The sequence below is a fragment of the Cognataquiflexum nitidum genome (genome assembly GCF_022538055.1).
Taxonomy (GTDB): Bacteria; Bacteroidota; Bacteroidia; order Cytophagales; family Cyclobacteriaceae; genus Cognataquiflexum; species Cognataquiflexum nitidum.
The window spans coordinates 22,375-39,976 of sequence record NZ_JAKZAM010000032.1 but is presented as its reverse complement, the minus strand read 5'-3'; the positions used below and the strand labels follow the sequence as shown (position 1 = coordinate 39,976).

At 42.0% G+C, this 17,602-nt stretch carries 14 protein-coding genes; 9 read left to right on the top strand and 5 right to left on the bottom strand.

Annotation, left to right across the window (positions count from 1 at the left end; translation table 11 throughout):
- Nucleotide 1: 1 nt before the first annotated feature.
- On the bottom strand, nt 2-907 hold the full coding sequence (gene rsmH / locus MMU07_RS18185) for a 16S rRNA (cytosine(1402)-N(4))-methyltransferase RsmH (protein ID WP_241128030.1): 906 nt from the start codon (nt 905-907) through the stop codon (nt 2-4).
- A 2-nt stretch (nt 908-909) separates the two neighbouring features.
- On the bottom strand, nt 910-1,350 hold the full coding sequence (gene mraZ / locus MMU07_RS18180) for a division/cell wall cluster transcriptional repressor MraZ (protein ID WP_241128029.1): 441 nt from the start codon (nt 1,348-1,350) through the stop codon (nt 910-912).
- Between the two features lie 446 nt (nt 1,351-1,796).
- Between mraZ and MMU07_RS18175 the strand changes: the two genes are divergently transcribed.
- Both MMU07_RS18175 and MMU07_RS18170 read left to right on the top strand, forming a co-directional pair.
- Nucleotides 1,797-3,026, top strand: coding sequence for a peroxiredoxin family protein (locus MMU07_RS18175; protein ID WP_241128028.1), 1,230 nt, complete (start codon nt 1,797-1,799; stop codon nt 3,024-3,026).
- Between the two features lie 123 nt (nt 3,027-3,149).
- On the top strand, nt 3,150-3,410 hold the full coding sequence (locus MMU07_RS18170; protein WP_241128027.1) for a hypothetical protein: 261 nt from the start codon (nt 3,150-3,152) through the stop codon (nt 3,408-3,410).
- A 124-nt stretch (nt 3,411-3,534) separates the two neighbouring features.
- Here the strand turns inward: MMU07_RS18170 and MMU07_RS18165 are convergent, their stop codons facing one another.
- The gene (locus MMU07_RS18165) at nt 3,535-4,509 is read right to left on the bottom strand and encodes a polyprenyl synthetase family protein (RefSeq protein ID WP_241128026.1); all 975 of its coding nucleotides are present in this window, start codon (nt 4,507-4,509) and stop codon (nt 3,535-3,537) included.
- Between the two features lie 212 nt (nt 4,510-4,721).
- Between MMU07_RS18165 and MMU07_RS18160 the strand changes: the two genes are divergently transcribed.
- The 4 genes from MMU07_RS18160 to MMU07_RS18145 all read left to right on the top strand — a co-directional run bounded on the left by MMU07_RS18160 (nt 4,722) and on the right by MMU07_RS18145 (nt 9,961).
- On the top strand, nt 4,722-6,419 hold the full coding sequence (locus tag MMU07_RS18160; protein ID WP_241128025.1) for a 1-acyl-sn-glycerol-3-phosphate acyltransferase: 1,698 nt from the start codon (nt 4,722-4,724) through the stop codon (nt 6,417-6,419).
- The gene (locus MMU07_RS18155; RefSeq protein ID WP_241128024.1) at nt 6,397-7,455 is read left to right on the top strand and encodes an NAD(P)H-dependent glycerol-3-phosphate dehydrogenase; all 1,059 of its coding nucleotides are present in this window, start codon (nt 6,397-6,399) and stop codon (nt 7,453-7,455) included. Before MMU07_RS18160 ends, MMU07_RS18155 begins: the two co-directional genes overlap by 23 nt.
- Nucleotides 7,456-7,909: 454 nt before the next feature.
- Nucleotides 7,910-9,196, top strand: a complete 1,287-nt coding sequence (locus MMU07_RS18150) for an APC family permease (RefSeq protein WP_241128023.1) — start codon at nt 7,910-7,912, stop codon at nt 9,194-9,196.
- An 84-nt stretch (nt 9,197-9,280) separates the two neighbouring features.
- Nucleotides 9,281-9,961: a hypothetical protein gene (locus tag MMU07_RS18145; protein WP_241128022.1), complete on the top strand. Its 681-nt coding sequence runs from the start codon at nt 9,281-9,283 to the stop codon at nt 9,959-9,961.
- Nucleotides 9,962-10,120: 159 nt separating this feature from the next.
- Here the strand turns inward: MMU07_RS18145 and MMU07_RS18140 are convergent, their stop codons facing one another.
- Nucleotides 10,121-11,278 (bottom strand): PQQ-dependent sugar dehydrogenase, encoded by a 1,158-nt coding sequence (locus tag MMU07_RS18140; protein ID WP_241128021.1) that lies wholly within the window; start codon nt 11,276-11,278, stop codon nt 10,121-10,123.
- A 129-nt stretch (nt 11,279-11,407) separates the two neighbouring features.
- On the opposite strand from MMU07_RS18140, the gene MMU07_RS18135 reads away from it, so the two are divergent.
- Nucleotides 11,408-12,532 (top strand): sugar phosphate isomerase/epimerase family protein, encoded by a 1,125-nt coding sequence (locus MMU07_RS18135; protein ID WP_241128020.1) that lies wholly within the window; start codon nt 11,408-11,410, stop codon nt 12,530-12,532.
- A gap of 499 nt (nt 12,533-13,031) precedes the next feature.
- Here MMU07_RS18135 and MMU07_RS18130 read toward each other — a convergent pair whose 3' ends face one another.
- Nucleotides 13,032-14,273 (bottom strand): dipeptidase, encoded by a 1,242-nt coding sequence (locus MMU07_RS18130; RefSeq protein WP_241128019.1) that lies wholly within the window; start codon nt 14,271-14,273, stop codon nt 13,032-13,034.
- A 401-nt stretch (nt 14,274-14,674) separates the two neighbouring features.
- Between MMU07_RS18130 and MMU07_RS18125 the strand changes: the two genes are divergently transcribed.
- Nucleotides 14,675-16,390 (top strand): hypothetical protein, encoded by a 1,716-nt coding sequence (locus tag MMU07_RS18125; protein ID WP_241128018.1) that lies wholly within the window; start codon nt 14,675-14,677, stop codon nt 16,388-16,390.
- A gap of 168 nt (nt 16,391-16,558) precedes the next feature.
- Nucleotides 16,559-17,560 (top strand): acyl-ACP desaturase, encoded by a 1,002-nt coding sequence (locus tag MMU07_RS18120; RefSeq protein WP_241128017.1) that lies wholly within the window; start codon nt 16,559-16,561, stop codon nt 17,558-17,560.
- Nucleotides 17,561-17,602 lie beyond the last annotated feature (42 nt).

Genomic DNA, 17,602 nt, shown 5'->3' with positions numbered 1-17,602 from the left:
CTTATTTCTTTTCAGCTATTCTCAGTTTGGCACTGCGTGCCCTGTTGTTTCTCTGTATTTCTTCCTCATCAGCGATGAGTGCCTTTCTATGTATCGGTTCCAAAGGCCTGAGTAGGTTGCCGTAGAAATCTTTTTCAACCTCACCCTGGAATTTTCCTTTGTTGATGAAGTTCTTGACCAACCTGTCCTCCAATGAATGGTAGCTCATCACGACCAACCTTCCTCCGGGTTTCAATGCCTCCACAGTTTGTTTCAGCATGTCTTCCAAAGCTCCCATCTCATCGTTGACTTCAATCCTCAATGCCTGAAACACCTGGGCGAAGTATTTGAACTCTTTGCCTCGCGGCGCATATTTTTGGAGCAAAGCCTTAAAATCTGCTGTTGTTTCAAATTGCGCTGCGGCTCTTTGGGAGACGACCGCCTGTGCAAGGGTCTTGGCATTTTTGATTTCACCGTAAATGCCAAAAATCTTGTGAAGCTTTCCTTCTTCGTAAGTATTCAGGACATCCTTTGCCGAAATGTCCATCCCGCTACTCATCCTCATATCAAGTTCGCCTTCGAAACGCGTCGAAAAACCCCTTTTGGGTTCGTCTATCTGATGGGAAGAAATCCCCAGGTCAGCAAGAATTCCGTCCACTTGGCTGACACCATAGAGGCGGAGGTATTTCCTAAAATCCCTAAAATTGGCCTGAATAAATGTGAAGCGCACATCCTCAGGAATATTGGCTTCAGCATCCAGGTCTTGGTCAAATCCATACAAATGCCCTTTATCCAGGTGTTTGAGGATTTCCCTCGAATGCCCGCCACCACCAAAAGTCAGGTCTATATAAATCCCATTGGGGTCAATAGCCATGCCTTCAATGCAAGGGCCAAGCATCACGGGGATATGATAAGGAAGTGCTGTCATGGTCAGGAAAGGTATTTATCCATCAGGTTAGACAGCTCATCCTGGTCTTTTATTGAATTTTGACCGTATTTCTCAGGATTCCATATTTCGATAAATGAGCCATATCCCAAGACAGTAGCGTCTTTATCAATGCCTGCTTTTTGGAGAAAAGTTTTGGGGATCAAAAAACGGCCCGCGCTATCCAGCTCCACTTCAGTCATGCTTTCAAAAAAACCTCTCTTGATCCTCCTTTGGATTGGATCACGGTCTGAGAGCGCATTGATCTGATGTAAAAGTTTTTTAAACTCTACTTGGGTGTACAACGCAAGACATCCATCGTCTCCATGCCTCAAAATGAGGGTATCACCGTTGGACTCAGGTATTGCTGCCTTCATTTTGGCAGGCAATGCCAGACGACCTTTCGGATCCACCTTGCATTCATACAGACCGTTGAACATTCCCATGGGCTTATCTTGGATTTACTACAAAGACAAAAGTAAGAAAAGCAATCACACAATCCACCACTTTTCCCCACTTTTCTCCACTTTTTCTTAAAACTATTTAAAAGTTTGATTTATTACAATAATTCTTGAAAAAAATAGCCCTTTTTTTATTTGGTGCTCAATGACTTGAGGAAAATCATCCTTAGAAAAAAACATTGAAAACAATTCAAATTTGAGGTTTTTTGATAAAATGAACTGAAAAAAAAATGAAACCAAATACTCTTTTCCCATTTTTGGAGAAAAGTGGGGCAATTTCCCAAGGATTTTGGCATTTTTGGAGGATTTTGGAGAGCCTGTTTATTTTCTGAAAGACTTTTGAACCTTTTGGCCAAAAAAATTCTTACCACACAAAACCAGTAGATTTATAGTTAATCAGTTTTCATCCAGAAAAACCGCCACAACCCATCATGAAAATTAACCCAGTTTTAGCCCTCTTTATTTCGATTCTTTTTATTACTTCATGCGGAAATAAAAAAACAGAAAAACCGGATCTTCAGGGTAGGTGGCATGCCGAACTGAACCTCACCGGAGACCTTCTCCCATTTGAAATCGGTTTTGTAAAAAATGGTGAAAACTGGATCATGGAAGCTTACCATGGAGAAGAGGTTTTGAGCTTTGATGAGGTGGTAGCCGCAGGTGATTCTATTGTAGTGACCATGGGAACATTTGACGCTGAAATCCGGGCAAAAATCATTGGTAACAATCTGATTGAAGGGGTTTTCACAAAAAATTATGCAAAAGATTACTTCGTGCCGTTCAAAGCTGAAAAGGGCGAAATCAGCAGGTTTGAAGTGACTGAAAAACCATCGACAGATTTCTCAGGAAAGTGGAAAACAGAGTTTCTCGAGGAAGATGGAGATACCTATTCTGCTGTTGGGATTTTTACCCAAAACGGAGATAAGATCACCGGGACATTCCTTACCAAACTCGGAGATTACCGCTACCTCGAAGGCAACGTATCGGGCAATTCTTTTTACTTGAGTACTTTCGACGGCAACCATTTATTTTTGTTTTTGGGAGAACTTCAGGCTGACGGCACCATGGCAGGACGCTTCCGTAGCGGTCCCAAAGTGAAAGAAACTTTTCAGGCTATCCGCGATGAAAATTTTGAACTTCCCGATGCTTTTTCTCTCAATTACCTCAAAGAAGGTTACGATACTTTTTCATTCACATTTCCGGATGTGAATGGAAAAATGGTTTCTCTCGAAGACGAAAAATTCAAAGACAAAGTGGTATTGGTGCAGATTTTTGGGACTTGGTGTCCAAATTGCGTGGATGAAACCAAGTTTTTGGCTCCATGGTTTGAGAAGAACAATAGCAGAGGGGTAGAAATTATCGGCTTGGCATTCGAAAGCAAGCCCGAATTTGACTATGCAAGCACACGGGTAAAAAAGACAATTGACAGGCTCAAAGCCAATTATACATTCCTAATCGCCGGGGTCAGTGACAAGGAAAAAGCTTCAGAGGCCTTGCCTGCTTTGAATGAGGTTTTGGCATTTCCGACTTTGATTTATATTGACAAAAAAGGTAAAGTAAGAAAGATCCACACGGGATTTACCGGTCCTGGCACGGGAGATTATTATGACCGCTGGGTAGCGGAACATGAAGCGTTGGTGAGTGAATTACTTTCAGAGTGAGGTTTTCTTTTTCGTGATCTTAAATTGATGGCATAAACAAAGTAGATAGGTTTAAATTTATCGAAAGAGTAATTTTGCCTATAAAAATCTTTTTAGGAAATTGACATTATAAACTTCCTTGAGATGCAAAGATCAATTAACATGGCATATTACAGAAAAGAAGACCGGAACATGTTCATCGCGTCTATTGATGACAGGGCAAAAATGCATGATAAATGGGAAGATTGGCATGCTGAATATTTAAAGGCAAAAACCAGGTTTATTTTACATGGATTTACAGTTAAAGATGTAATTGTCGATATCAATGAGTTGAAAGAGTATTGCAAAAAAAGAGGAATTAAAAATGATGGAAGTGCCCGTTCGCAGTTTGTGATTGGGAAATGATTTGATTGTGAAGAAACAGGGGTTTGGGTGGAAATAATGCTTCTTCAAACTTTGCAATATAAAACTAAGATTGAAAATCCTTTGCACCGGCTATGGACTGTCGACCGTGGACCATGGACTGAATCTACTTCTTCCGCTCGATGGTGTACCTGACGAGGCCTTCTAGAGAGCTCTTGTATTCAGAATCAGGGAATTCTGTCAAAAGCGCCATTGCTTCGTCAAAATACCTGTTCATGGCTTCATTTGCATAAGCCAAGCCGCCTGACTTCTTTACAAAAGTAATGACTTCATTGACGGATTTTTTGTCCTCGTTTTTGTTGCGGACGAGATAGATTATTTTCCTTTTGTCCAGCCAAGAGGCATTATTGAGGGCATAGATAAGGGGAAGGGTCATCTTCTTTTCTTTGATGTCAATACCCAAAGGTTTTCCGATCTCATCTTCACCATAGTCAAAAAGGTCATCTTTGATCTGAAAAGCCATTCCGATCTTCTCTCCGAAAGTCCGCATCTTATCAATGATCTCTTCTGTAGCCCCGGAAGTAGATGCGCCTACCGCACAACAAGAAGCAATCAGGCTTGCGGTTTTTTGACGGATGATGGTGTAATAGACCTCCTCGGTAATGTCAAGTTTCCTGGACTTGGCCATTTGGAGCAATTCACCTTCAGACATTTCGCGTACGGCATTGGAGACGATTTTGAGCAGGTCAAAATCACCATTGTCCACGCTGAGCAATAGACCTCTTGACAGCAAATAATCACCTACCAAAACTGCGATTTTGTTCTTCCAAAGGGCATTTATCGAAAAAAATCCACGTCGGTAATTAGAATCATCCACCACATCGTCATGTACAAGTGTCGCAGTGTGCAACAATTCAATCAAAGCCGCTCCTCTATAGGTTGATTCAGAAATCCCACCGGTCATACCTGCTGTCAAAAACACAAACATAGGACGCATCTGCTTGCCTTTGCGTCTGACAATATAATTGGTGATATGGTCGAGAAGTTTGACTTTACTTTTCATAAAGTCACGGAATTTGGTTTCAAATTCCTCCATCTCTGTGGCGATAGGTGCTTGAATCTGTTTGAGGTCAGGCTTCATAAAACAATAATGCTGCAATAATACAATGGATTCTTAGCAGCACAAAACCCATTAGGAAATATTACCAATCAAACTCCTCTGAGTAAAAAACGTTTTCGTTATTCTGATATTTTATTGTGTACCTACCAAAAGGGATTATATACCCACAATTCTGCGAGTACCAACGTGGTGATTTTTGTTATCTTTGCTACTCATCCAAAATAAAGAATCACTTGGCTGATACTTATATCAAACACAAATACGAACCTATCCTTCCCAAAAAGGACGAGTGGCCGGTCGTCAAACTCAGCAAAAGCAGGAAGGATTTTATAAGGAAAGTGGCTGATGCCGGCAAAAGATCCGTTTTGGAAATAACGGGAGAAAACATGGATTTGCTGAGAGAGGAGCTGGAAACAACCCTTTATCGAGAAAAACTGAGGATGAAACAGAATCCTTGGGCCGTCGATCCGGATGATGAAAAAGAATTTTGGGGGAAAGTTAAATCAAGTCTAGTCCATCTCAGCGCTGAAGGAAGTCTGACCAAAACTCAAAAGAAGAAAAAATACCTTGAAATCCTCGATGACATTTCCATGAGGTATGCTGAGGAAATCGCCAGCAACTTTATCCACACCCATTATAAAGTAACCCGAAGGATTGTCACTTTTGGTTTTTCCAGGCTGCTCAATGCTGCCAGGGTAAAGGGTTTTAAATCAATATTTAGCAACCAATTTAGCCTCCAAGATAAAATCCAAATCGTGGGAGAGACGGATCAAATCCGTGACCTCGCCTCCAAAGGGACTATCGTGATGGTTCCTACCCATTTTTCTAACCTTGACAGCATTTTGATTGGTTGGATTATTTCCGTGTTAGGATTACCACCGTTCATTTATGGAGCCGGATTGAACCTGTTCAACATCAGCATTTTTTCTTACTTCATGAATGCCCTTGGTGCCTACAAGGTAGACCGAAGAAAGAAAAACCTCATTTACCTCGAAACTTTAAAAACCTATTCCTCCGAGGCCTTGCAGTTTGGCGTACATAGTCTTTTCTTCCCGGGAGGAACACGTTCCCGAAGTGGGATGATAGAGAAAAAACTCAAACTTGGGTTGCTGAGTACGGCTGTTGAGGCCCAAAGGGCAAATTTCGAAAGAGGAGAAGATGATGTCAGCGGAAAGATTTTCATTGTCCCTGTCACCATCAATTACCACTTCGTCCTTGAAGCGCCAAGTCTCATCCAAGAGCACCTTGCTTTGACGGGACAAGAACGATACTATAAGGAGTCGGATGAGTTTTCCACCTCTTACAAAATCTCCAAATTTCTTGTCAAGTTCTTTACCAAAGGTTCCGATATCTCAGTGTCTGTAGGAAAGGCCCTTGACGTCTTGGGTAACTATGTCGACAATGAGGGCAACAGCATAGACCGGAACGGAAGAAAAATAGATACCAAAGATTACTTTCTTTATAATGGCAAAGTCACCGTCGATGCCCAAAGGGAAGAAGAATATACTTACCATTTGGGAAAAAGGATCGTAGAGGAATTCCATAAAATCAACCGGGTTTTCAGTTCCCATTTGGTGGCATTCACTGCTTTTCAGATGATCAAAAGGGAAAATAAAAAGTTGGACCTGTACAATCTCCTCCGACTTCCGGAAGAGGATGTAGTGCTCATTTACCATGAATTCAAAGAAGAATGCCAAAAAGTGCTGAACATAATCCAAGAACTCGAGGCAGAATCCAAAGTCCAGATCGCGCCACACATGAAAAGCGATATTGACAGCATCATCGACCATGGTCTGGCCAATGTGGGGATGTATCATGCCAAGCGTCCTTTGGTCAAAAACAGCATGGGCAACATAGAAACCCAAGACTTGAACCTATTGTATTATTACCACAACCGACTTCACGGATATGACCTCGAAAAACTCTTCTAAAGAAAAATCAGTCGGAGTCGTAGGCATGGGGAGTTTTGGGACTGCCATTGCCAATATCCTCTCTGAGAAAAGTAAGGTAATCGCTTATGTCAGGCGGGCCGAAGTGGTCGACGAAATCAATCAAAAGCATACTGTGGATGGGGCTGCGATCAACCCCGAAATATTTGCTACCCAAGACCCGGAATATTTGTGCAAATCGTGCAATACCATTTTTTTTATGGTTCCTTCTTCAGCATTCCAGGAGGTAATCCGCTCTTTTTCTCCTTTTTTATATCCATACCACCTGATCATTCATGGTACAAAAGGGCTTTGTCTCAACCTTCCCAAAGGGAAAACCCTAGAGGAAATGGGGAAAATAAGTAGGGAAAATATCCTTACGATGAGCGAAGTCATCATGAAAGAAACTGTTGTAGTCAGGGTAGGCTGTCTAGCAGGTCCAAATTTGGCAAGGGAGCTTTATCTCGGTCAGCCAGGCGCCACAGTGGTAGCCAGCAAATACAACGAAGTGATATTGGAGGGACAACGCCTACTCCGTACAGATAAATTTCAGGTGTACGGCAATTCGGACATCGTCGGAGTCGAGCTGAGCGGGGTACTCAAAAATATCATCGCCATTGCAGCAGGTGCCTTGGCAGGTATGGGTTTGGGAGAAAATGCAAAAGGACTGCTGATTTCCAGAGGAATGGTAGAACTTGTTTACCTAGGAAATGCCTTGGGGGGAAGTCTTAAATCCTTTATCGGCCTGGCAGGAATCGGAGATCTTGTTGCAACCTGCAATTCCACCCTTTCGCGAAACTATACAGTTGGATTCAGATTGGCAAAGGGAGAAAAACTCGACGATATTCTGGATACCATGGAAGAAGTGGCGGAAGGTGTCAACACCATCAAACTTATGAAAGCATTTGTAGAAGGTACCGGAAAGAGGGCACCCATTACTGAAAACCTTTACAAAGTCCTTTTTGAAGATCTCAAAATTGAAGAAGCACTCCAATATTTGATGAAGTATCCATTTAGTGTGGATGTGGATTTTCTTTAATTGCTTATTGGTTATTTGGTTAAAGGTTAATTGGTTATTGGTTTAAAAAACATGCATATCCGCCTTCTTACCAGTATAGGATTACTAACAGAATGGTCTCGTCCACGATATATATCGGGATCGACCCCCGGAATTTATTGATATTGAAGGGGGGTGGTAGAAATGCGGCAAAGCCGCATTTCTACCACCCCCCTCTGATCTCACGATATCCGTTCACCGAGCTTGCCGAGGTGGAGAAAAATGATATTCGGCTACTAGTATAAAAGCGGATAATCATATTAAAAAAAATTATCATTCCTCAATCCAAAAAAATTTCTTGGAAAAATCTAAATGAAAAATTGAAGAGATTGATTTTTGATCTGTGTTTATCGGTGAAAATGTGTGGTAAAAACATAAATTTTCCTAAATAAACAAACCCAGCGTACGATTAAAATTTCAAGTAAAAAAAGATAAATTGGCAAATTCACCCACAACACTCAAGCGCGGTATCCAAAGATGGGACTTGGTTTTCCTCATCATCAATTCGGTAATTGGGGCTGGGATTTTTGCACTGCCGGCCAAAGTTTTCGCCCTTTCGGGAGTCTATTCCATTCTGGCATTTGTGGTTTGTGCCTTGGTAATGGCCGTTTTGATTTTGGTTTTTGCCGAAGTCAGTTCCCGATTTGAGCAAACAGGCGGTCCTTACCTGTATGTCCATACTGCTTTTGGGCCAATTCCGGCATTTATCATCGGGTGGCTGCTGATGCTGACAAGGTTGTTTAGCTATGCCACCCTGATCAATCTGATGGTCTTATACCTATCATTTTTTTCTGAAAGCTTCAACCAACCTGAAGTAAGGATAGCCATCATCATTTTCATTACTGCCTTGATTGCCTACTTCAATTGGATTGGGGTAAAAAATACAGCAAGGGTCAGTAATGTCCTGACAGTGGCAAAGCTTTTTCCTTTAGCCATATTCATCATTGTAGGATTATTTTACATTGATTTTGACCTGATGAAAGGCCAAGCAGTTCCTACATTGAAAGATTTTTCCGCTTCGACCTTATTGTTGGTGTTTGCTTTTGGAGGTTTTGAGGCTGGCTTGGTCAATAGCGGCGAGATCGTCAATCCAAGGAAAAATCTCCCTTTTGGATTATTGACGGCAGCAGCGGTCATAGCAGGATTTTACATCCTCATTCAGGTTGTTTCTATAGGAACACTTCCAGATTTGGCTTCTTCCGAAAAACCTCTTGCTGATGCAGCTTCAATATTTATGGGTTGGTATGGAGGACTCTTCATTACGGTCGGTGCGGTTATTTCCATTTTGGGAACCTTGAATGTTCAGATTCTGAGCGGGTCGAGACTACCCTTTGCACTCAGCCAGGAAGATCAGCTACCAAGGTTGTTCGGGAAAATACATCCAAGATTTGCTACTCCGTATATTTCCATTCTTTTCTTCTCTGCGTTGGTAGCCTTTGTAGCCATTGTATGGGGATTTATGAGTTCATTGGCTGTTTCAGTAATTTCAAGGCTGATTTTGTATGCTTTGGTCTGCGCTTCCCTGATCAAACTTAGAAAAAGCAATCCCGAAGGAGAATTTTTCAAAATACCTTTTGGCAATTATTTCGCTTTGGCCGGAATTGGGGCCACAATTTGGCTGCTATCTGGAACCAAATCAGAAGAAATTTGGGATACGGTTCTTTGGACAGCGTTGGGATTTGTGATTTTTGGCATCCATGTCACCGTAAAAAAATATTTCTAAATTATATCAATTATTCACAATAAAGACTCATGCATTTATTTAAGTTTTAAGATATTTGCCGTTAAACCATATAAACTACAGGCTATGAAAAAACTCTACACAACTTTATTTTTACTTTCTTTGGTCCTCTCGGTTTCCTTTGCACAGACCAAAACTGTGATCAAAGAAAATAAACCTTATTTCACTTCAGGCGGAGAGTGGATTTTTTCAACAGGGACACTTCAAAACAATAACAACGTGCTCAGGTTTTCTCCGGTCATCAACTTACAGACACTCCTCAATTTTGACCAAAGTGAGTCCTTTGGCTGGTTTACTGGTGTCAATATCCGAAACGTGGGATTTATTTTTGACGAATCGCCTTCTATTCGGAAAAAAGTTAGAAATTATAACTTAGGTATTCCTGTTGGTGTCAAATTAGGCAACTTGAATGACCGTTTTTTCTTTGCAGGATATGAACTTGAAATCGCGATGAATTACCGCGAAAGGACCTTTGTGGACGAAAGAAGGACAGAGAGATTCAGCGTATGGTTCAGTGACAGGGTGAACACCCTACAACACGCCCTATTCATCGGTTATACTTTACCTAAAGGAACAAGTATCAAAGCTAAATATTACCTGACCTCGTTTTTCAACCAAGGGTTTACTGCTTCTGATGGGAATGGGGGCACTTTTCGACCCTATGCAGGATTGGATGCCAACATCTTTTATGTTTCTCTGAATTTTGCTTTGTTCAAAAAATGGGAATTGGTGGCTTTGGAGGATTGATTTAAAAAATATGAGTATCCTCAATGTTGCACGTAAGGCTATAGGAGGTTGTATAGAATGCGGATAATCAGATTACGAAATTCCTTCAAAAAAAAATCCCTGTCAGAATCTAGTATCTGACAGGGATTTTTCAGTTTTATAAACAATGACATTGTTTCCTTATCGCTGAGGAATGAGTTTGACCATAAGACCGGTGGCTTCAGTCACTGCATACAAATAGCCATCAGGACTTTCCGATACCTGTCTTACACGGCCGATATCCTTCAACAGCGTTTCCTGGCCAACATACTTGGTTCCATCCAATTCAACCCTAGCTATTTGCATTCCTGCCAATCCAGCTACCAGAATATTGCCTTTCCACTCAGGATACTTATCAGAAGTCACCAATGCCATCCCACAAGTAGCAATCGAAGGCACCCAATAGGTAACAGGCTGCTCCATTCCTTCTTTTTCTTTCAATTCGGTAAGGATAGTTCCGTCATAATTGATCCCATAGGAGATCACCGGCCAACCGTAGTTTTTGCCTTTTTCGATCAGGTTCAGTTCATCACCACCTTTTGGTCCATGTTCGACAGCCCAAAGTCTGTTGTTAGCATTGTCATAAATCATGCCCTGTGGATTTCTGTTTCCATAAGTCCAGATTGATGGAGAAGCTCCGGGAGTATTGACAAAAGGATTGTCCTCAGGAATCCTGCCGTCATCATAGATCCTGTGGATTTTTCCGTGGTCATTGTCGAGTTCCTGTGCATTGGCAGGTCTGGAACCTTTATCTCCATTGGAGAAAAAGAGGTAGCCATCATTGTCAAATACAATTCTGGAACCAAAGTGTCTTCCACCTTCCCATTCCGGTCCGCATACAAAAACTTCTTCAAGGCCTTCAAGTGCATTACCGTTCAGCTTTGCCCTTGAGATGACCAAGACCTCACCTTTACCTTGCTTTTTGGCATAGGACATATAAATCCAACCATTATCCGCATGTTTTGGGTGAACGGCGATATCCAAAAGACCCGCCTGATTGACATCACTGATGGCAGGGACGCCAGTTAATTTTTCACCTGTGAATTTATCGTCTTTGAAAACGAGGATTTCTCCTTTCTTTTCTGTCACCAACATCCTTCCATCAGGCAGCCAGGTCATGCCCCAAGGATTTTCAAATTGGGTAAATAGGGTATCCACCTGTATGGTAAGTTTTTCTGTTACCACAGCATAGGGACTAGGTTCGATTTTTTCGGCTACCCCTGCTTTTTCCTCGCAAGAGAAAAGTCCCAGAGCAAGTCCTCCTGCCAAAATAAAAGATAAGTTCTTCAGTGTTTTCATTATTTTATGAATGGATTTTGATCAAATTTAATCATTTCAACATATAATCCTTCCTTGCTTTTTATAAACGGCCATCTTTAGGCTTTTAAAACCAAAACAGGGTATTTATCTTTAAAAAAAACTACTACTATGAGCAATCAGATTTGGATCATGACCTCTGCATTCGATCAATTGGATTTGGATCAAACCATCACCAAAGCGACCGAAATCGGAGTTCAGGGATTGGATGTCTGTGTTTTCAGAAAAGACGGCATTCGGGATGATTTTGTGGCAACCCATATGGATTATGAAAACTTCGATCCAGAAGCTGCCAATAAGATGATCGACAAGTTCAATGCCGCCGGACTTCGGCTTTCCATCGGTGCTTTTGAAAACCTGATTGGCGGCGATCCTTTTCACAAGGTAAAAAACCAAAACCACCTGCTGAAACTGATCCGGATGGCCTACCTGATGGGAGGAGATGAGAATGATGTGAAAGTCGGAACATTTGTGGGATACAACCATGAATTGGGCATCCAAGAAAATGGTTTCGAGAAAAATCTCGAAGAATACCAAAAGGTTTTCACTCCGATCATCCGATATGCGGAAGACCTTGGCGTCACGGTCTTATATGAAAACTGCCCCATGGAAGGTTGGCGCTCTTCAGGATACTCTACGACATACAACAACCTGACCGGAGTCTTGGCCGCAAGGAAAATCATGTACGACCTGATCCCGAGCAAAAACCACGGGGAAATCTATGACCCTTCGCATGATGTCTGGCAGCATACCGATCCTGTGGAAGTGATCAGACATACAGATATGTCAAGGCTAAAACGCATCCATGTCAAGTCGACGAGAAATAATCCTGATCCATTTTGGGGAAATATGTACCCCATGCAACGGGTCAAACCCGAATGGGCGGCAAAAGCAGGAATCCCATCTAGTCAAAATGAATGGGACAGACACCATTACGAGGCGACTTTACCGGGATTTGGGTTGGGGGATAGCATGGATTGGAGAGCCTTTGTCAATATCCTGAAGGAAAAAGGATTTACCGGACCATTCGAAATCGAGAATGAAGCCAAATTGTCCAAACAAACAGGAAAAATGGGTGCTATTGTACAAGGCTGTAAAGCAGCGGTCCAGAATTTGGCGCCTTTGCTTTGGGAATTGTCAGACAATGGATTTGAATATCCAAAGTCAGAGATCAAGCCATTGAAGCAAATGGGGAATAAGGATATTCCGGTGGTGACGATGGATAAGTTAAAGTAGTCCATAGTCGATAGTCCACAGTCCACACCTGTCCGCCGTGGTGGAGCCGCATCAATTGAACTTCAAAACTTGTTATAGATTAAAAATCAATCCAATTTTCAACAATTTCAACCAACAAGAAAATCTAAAAAACTAAACATTTGCCTTCACGGTACCGACAGGGTAACAGGGCTTTCTCCCTCAGCAGTTACAGAACAGAATTCTTTTGAAGACAAGTTTTCCAACTTCCAAAGTGATTTTCCCTATCATTTCGGTGTAGAAGATTCTCCCTCTTAGAAAATCCGTGACCGAAATACAAAAAGAATCATATTTCTTTTAACCCCGTGCGACGGTGCACCGAGATTGGTGTAAGTATAAAATCAGATTAGCACCTTGCACGGGGCTACTGATATTTTGCCCCGATGGGGCTGCTAGTTTATGGTCCGGTCCAAGAAAATATCCCAATATCAATTTAGTATCAACCAATATCAGCGAGAAACAGAATATCTGATCTAATATTTTATTTCCCCGAAGCCGCAATCACCGCATCCCAAACCCTGAAAATATTCTTGTAACAGATTTTTTCAATGTCTTCTTTGGAATATCCACGCTTGAGAAGTTCAGCTATAAGGTTGGGGTACATCGATACATCCTTGAGACCGGTTGGCAGGCTATCCCCTACCCCGTCGAAATCAGAACCCAAACCCACATGGTCGATTCCAACCAAAGCCACTACATGGTCAAAATGGTCAGCTACTTTTTCCACATTGGGGAATGGATTATTCTCAGCGGAATATTTTTCGATATAAGCCACAGCTGCTGAATCGGTCCTGCTCAGGCCATTTTCTGCAAGCCAATTGACAATATGCTCCCGAACTGCTCCGGACTTTTCATTATATTCTCCATCGACAAAGCTTCCTCCGAAATTGATCATGATCACACCACCGTTTTTGCCAAGGGCTTTGATCATATCGTCATCCATATTCCTTTCAAATCCAGGAGTAAATTTCCTTGCTGACGAGTGGGAAGCGATGACGGGAACATCTGTTACTTTCATCACATCGTAAAATGTGCTGTCCGACACGTGTGAAATGTCCACCATGATCCCTACTTTATTCATTTCTTTGACAACGGCTACACCATAGTCACTCAAGCCATTGTGCGTACGCGTGGTATCGTAAGAGGAATCCCCGATCAGGTTGTCCGTGCCATGGGTGAGTGTGATATACCGGATGCCACGGTCATAAAAATATTGAACATTGTTGATGTCATCTTCGAGCGCAGCCCCATTTTCCATTCCCATCGGAAATGAAACTTTACCCTCTTTGGTGTTTTTCTCAATATCAGAAGGGGAATAAGCCATCGCAAATTTGTCAGGCCATGTATTCACCAACCTTTCTGTCATCAAAATCAATGAATCCGCCAAAACCTTTGCACCGCCTCTGTCTTGGTAGCCTGAAGGAATATAAATCGACATAAACGGCGCGTCCAAGCCCCCTTCTTTAGATCTCGGAAAATCAAAATTACCGCCATCTGTCCGGACTGATACATCCAAGATCTCCCGCTGAAGGGTAAAACCACCGACTTTCATCCTATAAGGAAGATCCACATGCCCATCTACCATGATGGTATTTTGAGCCATTTCTATAGCGGCAGCGAGTCTTTCCTCATCCGACAACAGGGTATAATCTATGAATTCAGTTTTTTGGGCACAGCCAAAAACGAAAGCCGAGGCAATCAACAAAAGCAGGGGTTTTCTCATAGCAAGTCAATCAATATTTTTTAGTTTGGGGAGATTGGATAAACTTTTCCAAAGTTCGCAATGGATGTTTTAAGATTCTTATGCTCTTCTCCCAACTTTGGAAAAGGTTTTCATAAGGCAACAACACTACATTGGGAAGTCAATATAAAAGATTAAAGTAAAAATTTAAGGATAATTTATACGGATTTACGCAATTCATTTTATTCTTAATGCTGACTGAAATGCCCGGTACATCCCTGCCCTCCGGCAACCGGGGTTCTTCCGACTTCTGTCTTTCTTATAGACAGACGGTCAGAATTTGATAAAAAAAGGATTTTCTATCCGCTTATGTAATAGATTTTTCTACTTGAATCCTATAAATGGAAATTTGGCTAAATTGAAAGAAACCAAAGAAGATTCCTATGAGGCTGCTGTCTTTCCTGATGTTATTGCTGATTGTTTCGTGCAATACCCCTACTACCCCATCCGCCAAGATTACTATCGAGCCAAAATTAGCAGAGGGCATAAAAGACGGTAGGCTGTTACTGCTTTTTCACCATGATGAAAAAAAAGAGCCGAGGTTTGCGGTGTCAGATGATATCACTTCGGCCCAGGTGATGGGAATGGATTTTGAGGATTATCAGGCTGGAAACTCATTATCTTTTGATTTTGGGACATTTGGATATCCCATCGAAAACTGGCAGGAAATCCCTGCAGGCGACTATTGGGTGCAGGCTTTTATTGTAAAACACGAGACCTTCAACCGGGCAGATGGGCATGTCATCAAGATGCCTGTCGACCAATGGGAAGGCAGGCAATGGGCGAGGACTCCAGGTAATATTTACAGTGTTCCCCAGAAAATCTCATGGGATGGGGAATCAGGTATTGAGATCAACATTGATCAAATCATCCCACCTGTCTCAGAACCTGAGGATACAGAATTTATCAAGCACATCAAATTCAAAAGTAAGTTGCTTTCTGACTTTTGGGGAAGGGATATTTATTTAGGAGCACATGTTTTATTGCCTAGGGATTTTGACAAAAACCCGAATGAATATTACCCTTTGATGATCTATCATGGCCATTTTCCTTCAGATTTTGGCGGATTCAGGACCACGCCACCTGACGAAAACATCGAAGAAACCTACAATGCCCGCTTCAATATCTATGGCTATGAAAAAATCGAACAGCAGGAGGCTTATGATTTTTACCAGAAATGGATTTCTCCTGATTTTCAAAAATTCATCATCATCGAAATCCAACATGCCAACCCATTCTATGACGACAGCTATGCCGTCAACTCGGAAAATATCGGACCCTATGGCGATGCGATTACCTACGAATTGATCCCACATATTGAGGAGCAATTCCGGGGAATCGGAGAAGGTTGGTCAAGGTTCACCTATGGCGGTTCGACTGGAGGGTGGGAAGCTTTGGCTGTACAGGTGATGTATCCCAAAGAATACAATGGCTGCTTTGCGGCTTGTCCTGACCCGATAGATTTCCGGGCATTTACTACGGTGAATATATACGAAGATCAAAATGCCTATTACCTCAACGGACCTTTCAGGACTACCGACCGGGTTGGAAAAAGAAATTACCTAGGGCATGTTTCGGCTATGGTCAAAGACATGAACCACAAGGAACTTGCTCTCGGCGGTACCAAAACAAGGTCCGGTGACCAATGGGACGTCTGGCAGGCGGTCTATTCACCTGTCGGGGAGGATGGCTATCCAAAACCCATTTGGGACAGGTATTCCGGAGAAATAGACAAAGAAGTGGCAAATCATTGGAAAGAAAACTTTGACCTGCGCTATATCATGGAAAGAGATTGGTCTAAGTTGGGGAAAGATTTAGAAGGGAAAATCCACATCTACTGTGGGGACATGGACAATTACTACCTGAATAATGCCGTTTATCTTACCGAGGAGTTCCTTGAAAAAACTTCTGAACCTTATTATGGCGGTGAGGTTAAATACGGCGATAGAGCCGAGCATTGCTGGAACGGCGACCCCACCCAGCCCAATTACATCACCAGGCTAAGATACAATACCATGTACCTGGACAAAATCGGGAAAAGACTCAAGGAGACCGCACCTTCTAATTTCAACCAAAAAACCTGGATACTGACAAAATAATCAATTGTAAAACAGAGAAACCCGTTTCAGAAATTGGGTTTCTTAGTACCTAATGACACTAAATGTGATTACCTTTACTTAGAACTTATACAAATAGTACGATTGCTGCCTTTATTGACACTTATTCTTTACTTGACAAAGGTTTTTAAAGGCAAAAAATAAAAAGTCATGAATAATTCAGAAAATATCAATTACGAACTAGAAAAAAACATGGAGGTCATTTCCCAGCTGGATGGCTTCGTCAACAATGCCGTAGAAACAATATTGGTAGACCCGGATGAATGCTGGCAACCTTCTGATTTTTTACCCGACATGGGTCAACCTGATGCTTTTGACGAGGTCAAAAAACTTCAGGAAAGAGCAGCCGGAATCCCTGATACCATCATCACTTCCCTCATCGGAAATATGATCACCGAAGAGGCGCTCCCAAGCTATCAGACCTATTTCAATTTATTGGAAGGAATCAATGTAGAAGGAAGCCTTCTGAGCAATTCAGGATGGGTAAAATGGTCTAAAGCATGGACTGCAGAAGAAAACCGTCATGGTGACCTGCTCAACAAATACCTCTACCTATCCGGTCGCGCAGATATGAAAAAAGTAGAACAGACCATTCACAGGTTGATTTACAACGGTTTTGATCCAAAATCAGAAAAGGATCCTTATCAGGCAATGATTTACACTTCATTTCAGGAGAGGGCTACAAAAATCTCCCATGTGAATACAGGGAAATTGGCTGATAAAGCCGGAGATGATGTGCTTTCAAGAATCTGCAAAACCATTGCAGGAGATGAGGCAAGGCATGAAAAAGCATACAAAAGCTTCATGAGTGAAATTTTCGAAATTGATCCCAACGGAGCGATTCTGGCTTTTGAAAAGATGATGCGCAAGCAAATTGTCATGCCTGCAGTTTTGATGGGAAAAGGCAGTAGCAACCCTACTCTTTTTGATCAATTCTCTGCAATCACCCAAAAAATCGGTGTTTACACAGGTTGGGATTATGCCAGAATCATCGAACACCTGGTCAAACTTTGGGACATCCAAAACCTTACAGGACTCAATGATGTGGCTTCCAAGGCTCAAGATTACCTGGCAAATCTTTCCGACAGGTATATGAGGCTTGCCGACAGGATGAAAGCACCCGATGAAATATCTTTAGCTTGGTTGAAATAAAAATATGATTATCTGCTACCCTGCTGCATAATTAAGAAGGCG